Here is a 6,750-nt window from a genome sequence, read left to right as displayed (position 1 = left end):
AACATGCCGATCGTCTATCTCGGCTCCAAGACCGGGCGCGACGGCATCCACGGCGCCACGATGGCCTCCGCCGAATTCGACGACAAGTCCGAGGAGAAGCGCCCGACCGTACAGGTCGGCGATCCCTTCGCCGAGAAGCTGCTGCTGGAGGCCTGCCTCGAGATCATGGAGAAGGGCTGCGTCATAGCGATCCAGGACATGGGCGCGGCGGGCCTGACCTGCTCGGCGGTCGAGATGGGCGCCAAGGGCGATCTCGGCGTCGACCTTGATCTCGACGCGGTGCCGACCCGCGAGACCGGCATGAGCGCCTACGAGATGATGCTCTCGGAAAGCCAGGAGCGCATGCTCATGGTGCTCAAGCCGGAAAAGGAAAAGGAAGCCGAGGCGATCTTCAGGAAATGGGGCCTCGACTTCGCGGTGGTCGGCTACACCACGCCGAGCAAGCGCTTCGTGGTCAAGCATGGCGGCGACGTCATGGCCGATCTGCCGATCAAGGAGCTCGGCGACGAGGCGCCGCTTTACGACCGGCCGCATATCCCCTCGGCCGCGCTGCCGGTGGTGCACGCCCGCGACGTGCCGGCGCCGATGGGCCTCGGGCTTGCGCTGGAGAAGCTGATCGGCACGCCCGACATGTGCAGTAAGCGCTGGGTCTGGGAGCAGTACGACCACGTCATCCTCGGCAACACGATGCAGCGTCCCGGCGGCGATGCCGCGGTGGTGCGCGTCGAGGACGGGCCGAAGGGTCTTGCACTGACCGTCGACGTCACGCCGCGCTATTGCGAGGCCGATCCTTATCAAGGCGGAATGCAGGCCGTCGCCGAAGCCTGGCGCAACATCACCGCCGTCGGCGGCAGGCCGCTTGCGATCACCGACAATCTAAATTTCGGCAATCCTGAGCGCCCGGACATCATGGGCCAGTTCGTCGGCTGCCTGAAGGGCATCTCGGAGGCCTGCCGCACGCTCGATTTTCCGGTCGTCTCCGGCAATGTCTCGCTCTACAACGAGACCAACGGCCGCGCGATCCTGCCGACGCCCTCGATCGGCGGCGTCGGCCTGCTCGACGATTTCACCAAGTCGGCGTCGCTCGCCTTCAAGGCCGAGGGCGAGGCGATCCTGCTGGTCGGCGAGACCCATGGCTGGCTCGGCCAGTCCGTCTATCTGCGCGACATCTGCGGTCGCGAGGAGGGCGCGCCGCCGCCGGTCGATCTCGCCGCCGAGAAGCGCAACGGCGATTGCGTGCGCGGCATGATCCATGCGGGCACCGCCACCGCCGTGCACGACCTCTCCGATGGCGGCCTGCTGATCGCGCTCGCCGAGATGGCGATCGCGAGTGGCATCGGGGCCAAGCTGCTGGCGGCGCCGACCGCGCTGGTGCCGCACGCCTACTGGTTCGGCGAGGACCAGGCGCGCTATCTCGTCACCGTGCCGGAAACCGAAGCCGGCCGTGTGCTCGCCAAGATGCGCGGCTGCGAGGTGCCCTGCGTACGCATCGGCACCACCGGCGGCGATGCGATCGCGATCGCGGGCGAGGCGCCGGTTGCGATCGACAGCTTGCGGACGTCACACGAGCGCTGGTTGCCGGAGTACATGGGCGGGAAGGCGGCGTAAGCGGCTGCCTCAACGTCGGTGCCGTAGCCCGGATGAGCGAAGCGACATCCGGGACCGCTGTCGCTTGTGGCAGGACCCCGGATATCGCTGCGCTCATCCGGGCTACGGACCTCGCCGTGACGCGAGGTGATGCCTCACAACACCTTTGACGCGCCCGGGATCTGCCGCAACGCGCGCGTCAGCGCCCAGCTCGCTGCGACTGTCAGTACGAACCCGATCGTGGCCTTGACGATCGCCGGCAGGTCATAGTCGAACAGCCAATACTGCAGCCACAGCGCGATCGGATAGTGCACCAGGAACATGCCGAACGCGTCGCTCTGCATGGGATCGAGCAGCTTGGCTGAGCCTGACTGCTTGAATCTCTGGAAAATGGCCAGGATCAGAAACATGATGGCCACGCTGAAGACGGTGAAGCAGACGGCATAAAGCGCTTCATACCAGTCCGGCAACGGCGAGGGGTTGCCCAGTACTTCGCGCTTGATGAAGATCAGCCCCCATAGGAGGCAATACGGAACGATCGCCAGCACCATCCAGTCCCAGCTGACCTTTGCCATGCGGCCGTCGACAGCGAGCAGCCCGCGATCAATTTGCGCAACGCCGACGCCGGCACCGAAAAAGAAGTAGGTCGCGTAGAGCATTACGCGCCCGTGCTGGACCGAGAAGGGTCCGAACTCGAACCAGTTGCTCGGTCCGAAGTGAACCCGCCCGGGAATGTAGAACGCGGCGGTGACGGCCAGCATGACCGCGAAGAACACGGCGGGCCGACGCCGACCGTACAGCGAGAGGCGATTGATCGGATCGAGCAGGTTGGGTGACAGCCGGTACAAAACGCAGGCAACGAGGTCAAAGGCGAACAAGACCCACAAGAACCAGATCGGCCCGCTCGGCCACGGGCCCTTGGTCACCATATTCCACCAGAATTCCGCAAAACCGATCTCGGGATGCTCCCGCAGGGAGATCGCGTAGTAGGCGAGCGGAATGACCGTCAGGGCGCAGATCGCGAAGGGTAAGCCAAGCCGAAGCAGGCGATCTGCCAAATAGCCTCGCACTCCCTTCCGGGCAATGCCGGACCAGGCGAACAGCCCCGACAGGAAGAAGAACATCGCCATGAAGAAACTGTCGGTGGCGAGCACGATCATGTCGAAGCCGAAGAAATAGTTCGGATCGGTATGACCGAAATAGGTATAGGGGATCACGGCGTGATGCAGCAGCACCACCAGCGTGAGGAAGGTGCGGGCGCGATCGATCGCCATATTGCGCACCTTGCTCTGCGGCGCGGCATGCACCTGTGCGTCGATCGTCGCTGAATGTGACATCGTCATCGTGGGCCGCCCCGATCCTGGTCCCGCCGGACTGTGCCGCCGGGAACTCGATTCAGCAAGGGCAGTTTGTTTCGCAAGGTCCGCCCCGACGACCTCTGGGAACCAGTTCCGCATAGCGAAGTTAGCGTTCGCAAGAAAGCGAAGCCGCGAAAAAGCGGCAGTTCGGAGTTTTTCGATGACGATCCTGAAATGGGCGCTGATCTTCCTGCTTGTCTCGATCGTGGCCGGCGTGCTCGGCTTCACCGGCATCTCGGCGGCCTCCGCCGATATCGCCCGCCTCTTGTTCTACGTCTTCGTCGTGATTTTCCTGGTGCTGCTGGTCCTGGGGCTCACGATCTTCAGGGCGTAGCTCCGCGAGTCATTCCGGGGCGGTCCGCAGGACCGAACCCGGAATCTCGAGATTCTCAGGTGCGCAATTGCGCACCGTAGTTCGCGTCTGCGACGCGCCCCGGAATGACAGTTTTAAAAACTACCCCACTTCCTCGATCTTCACCTTGTCCGGATAGAACGCCAGATGGCCCGCAATCTCGGCCATGGCGGGGAAGGGCGTCTCGTAGGTCCAGATCGCGTTGTCGAGCGTCTTGCCGTCGGCCTTGACGCTGTAATAGTTGGCGTCGCCCTTGTACGGGCAATGGGTGGTGCGCTCGGTACGCTCGAGCAGGGCCATGTTGGTGTCCTCCCGCGGCACATATTGCACCGCCGGATATCTCGCCTCTTTCAAGGTCAGGGCCTTGCTGGTCTCGGCAATCACGATGTCGCCCGCAGTCACCCGGACGCGCCGGGGATTTGGGGTGATGGTGATGGGGTGGTCAGGCCCTGGAAGCTTCATGATGTCACGCCTTTTCGATCGATCTGCCGCGCGCGGCACTTTGTCGTGCCTTTATCGTGATGGGATCACGGATATAGTACCGGAAGGCGTGACCTAGAAGCCCGTTCACGCTAAGTTTGGTCCCTGCCGGAGAGGGGACCCCCGGCTGCGATTCGAACGATCCGACCAGAAGGAGCAAGACCCGAATGCCCATGGACGCCCACGATATCGAGGCGATGATCAAGGCAGCGATCCCCGATGCCGAGGTGACCATCCGTGACCTCGCCGGCGACGGCGATCACTATGCCGCGACCGTGATCTCGGAATCCTTCCGCGGCAAGTCCCGCGTCCAGCAGCACCAGATCGTCTACCAGTCCCTGCGCGGCCAGATGGGGGGCGTGCTGCACGCGCTGGCGCTGCAAACCGGTGTCCCCGGCACGTGACGAAGCTGCGCCTGACCTGACCATGCCTAACGAGCGATGAGATTTGAATGAAGCGTCATCGTGCTTTAGGTCGTTGTTGCGCATGATCTTTCCGGAAAGCCGCTTCGCACTTTTCCGGATCATGCTTAGGGGGTGACTATGGCTGCGGATAACCCGCGCGGCGCGATGTTCCGCGTCATCGTGCCGAACCAGCACAGCCGCGTCACCTTCGTCGAGCTGTTTTTCGACCTCGTCTTCGTTTTCGCCGTCACGCAGATTTCGCACACGCTGCTGCACCACTTCACGCCACTCGGCGCGCTGCACGTCGCGGTGCTGTTTCTCGCGGTGTGGTGGGTCTGGGTCTTCACCGCCTGGGTCACCAACTGGCTCAATCCCGAGCTGACGCCGGTCCGCCTCCTGCTATTTGCGATGATGCTGGGCGGCCTCGTGCTTTCGACCACGATCCCGACGGCCTTCGAGGGGCGGGGCCTGTGGTTCGCGATCGCCTATGCGACGATGCAGGTCGGACGTACCGCGTTCTGGCTGCTCGCAACGCCGCCGCATCGAACGGCCGTGCGGCACAACGCGATTCGCATCCTGACCTGGCTGTCGATCTCAGCGGTGTTGTGGATCGCAGGCGGTCTGGCCGAGGGAAATACGCGGCTATGGCTGTGGATCGCGGCGGTGGCCTGGGAGTACGTCTCGCCGGCGGCGCGATTCTGGGTGCCGATGCTGGGGTTCTCGTCCGTCGAGGCGTGGGCCGTCGAAGGCGGCCATATGGCCGAGCGCTGCTCTCTGTTCGTCATCATCGCGCTCGGCGAGGCCATCGTCGTCAACGGCGCGACATTCGCCGAACTGGAGTGGACCGCGAGCAACATTCTCGCCTTCGTCTCGGCGCTGTCCTGCGCCGTCGTGATGTGGTGGATCTATTTCCATAAGGGCGCAGAGGCCGGCGCCGAGCGGATCTCGAAGTCCAGCGAGTCCGGCCGCCTGGCGCGACTCGCCTACACCTATCTGCATATGCCGATCATCGCCGGCATCATCCTGACCGCGGTTTCGGACGAATTGGTGCTGAAGCATCCGTCCGGCCATTCCGACATCCGCACGATCATTAGCACGATCGGTGGTCCCCTGGTGTTTCTGGTCGGCACCATCCTGTTCAAGCTGGCGATCCGCGGCTTCCTCCAGCTCTCGCACGGCGTCGGCATCGTCCTCCTGCTGGTGCTGTGGTGGTTCGCCGCCGGCCTTTCACCGCTGTGGTTGTCGGTCGCGACGACCGTGATCATGATCGTGGTGGCGGTATGGGAGTCGCTGTCGCTCGGATCGCAGGTAGAAGAGGCGTAAGCGCGGCATGCGGCGCGTCATTATCTTCGGCGTTGCTATAGCCGCGATATTGATCATAGAGGAAGCCACCAAGGGCTGGGCGCTTGGCCGGGTCCCGGCGGCCTGTCGGGCCATCGGAGGAAAGCCTGCGATCGGGGGCTGCATAACACCGGTTTATTGGCAGGGCGATTGCGGGCAGTGGGCGTACCCAACGCAATGGCTCGACCGCCTCAAGCCGGGCGACCCCGTATCAAGGGTCGTTTTCTGGCTCGGGGAGCCGCTCCAGCGAGACGGTGAGTATCTGTCATGGTCGTGCGGGAAGCCGAGCACCCATAGCTTCCGCGCCGTCATCCGGGACGAACGGCTCGTGTCGGTTGAACGGTGCAAGCCTGATTGACGCCAGCGAACGACGGCTGCGGCTCCTACTCCGCGACCTCCAGTGCGTGCACCGAGAACATCTTCGCCGCATCCGTCCAGCTCTCGCGCACGCGCCAGCCGGCGCCCTGTGCCAGCGCGGCGAAGCGTTCGAGGCTGTATTTGTAGCTGTTCTCGGTGTGGATGCTCTCGCCGGGGCGGAACGAGAAGCTGGTGCCGAGCAGCCGCACGGTCTGGGCCTTCTTACTGATCAGGTGCATCTCGATGCGGTGCCGCTCGCGATTGTAGATGGCGCGATGGGTGAAGGCGGACAGATCGAAATTGCCGCCGAGCTCGCGGTTGATGCGCACCAGCACATTGAGGTTGAAACGCGCGGTGACGCCGGCGGCATCGTTGTAGGCGTCAAGGAGCACGCGTTCGTCCTTCTCGAGGTCGGCGCCGATGATCATCTGCGCGCCCTTGCCGAGGATCTTGCGGGCGCTCTTCAGGAAGGCCTGCGCTTCCTGCGGCTCGAAATTGCCGATGGTCGAGCCGGGGAAGAAGCCGACTTTGGGCATGGTGGCGACCTGCTTGGGCAGCTCGAAGGGCGTGGTGAAGTCAGCCGCGACCGGGTAGATGCCGAGCGAGGGAAAATCCCGCTTCAGCCCGCTCGCCTGTGCCTTCAGGAAGTCGCCGGAGATGTCGACGGGCACATAGGCCGCGAACTTGCAGTGGCTCAGCAACAGGCGGACCTTGGTAGTCGCGCCGGCGCCGAACTCGACCAGCGCCGCGTGCTCCGGAATGATCTTCGCGATCTCGCTGCCGCGCTCCTTCAGGATCGATAGCTCGGTGCGCGTCGGATAGTATTCGGGCAGTCGCGTGATCGCCTCGAACAGCTCCGATCCGGTCGCGT

Annotated in this window: 7 protein-coding genes; 4 read left to right on the top strand and 3 right to left on the bottom strand. The window is 63.9% G+C overall.

What is annotated here, in order from left to right; translation table 11 throughout:
• A partial coding sequence (gene purL / locus JHD07_RS28715) for a phosphoribosylformylglycinamidine synthase subunit PurL (RefSeq protein WP_291628318.1) occupies positions 1–1,608 on the top strand: 1,608 nt, incomplete at its 5' end.
• A gap of 134 nt (positions 1,609–1,742) precedes the next feature.
• Here the strand turns inward: purL and JHD07_RS28710 are convergent.
• Positions 1,743–2,930, bottom strand: a complete 1,188-nt coding sequence (locus tag JHD07_RS28710) for an acyltransferase (protein WP_291628317.1) — start codon at positions 2,928–2,930, stop codon at positions 1,743–1,745.
• A gap of 175 nt (positions 2,931–3,105) precedes the next feature.
• On the opposite strand from JHD07_RS28710, the gene JHD07_RS28705 reads away from it, so the two are divergent.
• Complete coding sequence (locus JHD07_RS28705; protein WP_291628315.1) at positions 3,106–3,279, top strand: DUF1328 domain-containing protein; 174 nt, start codon at positions 3,106–3,108, stop codon at positions 3,277–3,279.
• 120 nt (positions 3,280–3,399) lie between these two features.
• On the opposite strand, the gene JHD07_RS28700 is transcribed toward JHD07_RS28705, so the two are convergent.
• A complete protein-coding gene (locus JHD07_RS28700; protein ID WP_291628313.1) occupies positions 3,400–3,759 on the bottom strand; it encodes a DUF427 domain-containing protein in 360 nt (119 codons plus the stop codon).
• A gap of 185 nt (positions 3,760–3,944) precedes the next feature.
• Here JHD07_RS28700 and JHD07_RS28695 point away from each other — a divergent pair, with 185 nt between their 5' ends.
• On the top strand, positions 3,945–4,181 hold the full coding sequence (locus JHD07_RS28695; RefSeq protein WP_011088461.1) for a BolA family protein: 237 nt from the start codon (positions 3,945–3,947) through the stop codon (positions 4,179–4,181).
• A 138-nt stretch (positions 4,182–4,319) separates the two neighbouring features.
• On the top strand, positions 4,320–5,504 hold the full coding sequence (locus JHD07_RS28690) for a low temperature requirement protein A (protein WP_291628300.1): 1,185 nt from the start codon (positions 4,320–4,322) through the stop codon (positions 5,502–5,504).
• A gap of 401 nt (positions 5,505–5,905) precedes the next feature.
• On the opposite strand, the gene egtD is transcribed toward JHD07_RS28690, so the two are convergent.
• Positions 5,906–6,750 (bottom strand): L-histidine N(alpha)-methyltransferase (gene egtD, locus JHD07_RS28685; RefSeq protein ID WP_291628299.1); only part of this gene is annotated, 845 nt, incomplete at its 5' end.

It is taken from the genome of Bradyrhizobium sp. (genome assembly GCF_016462955.1).
Taxonomy (GTDB): Bacteria; Pseudomonadota; Alphaproteobacteria; order Rhizobiales; family Xanthobacteraceae; genus Bradyrhizobium.
This window is presented reverse-complemented; position numbering and strand designations above follow the sequence as displayed.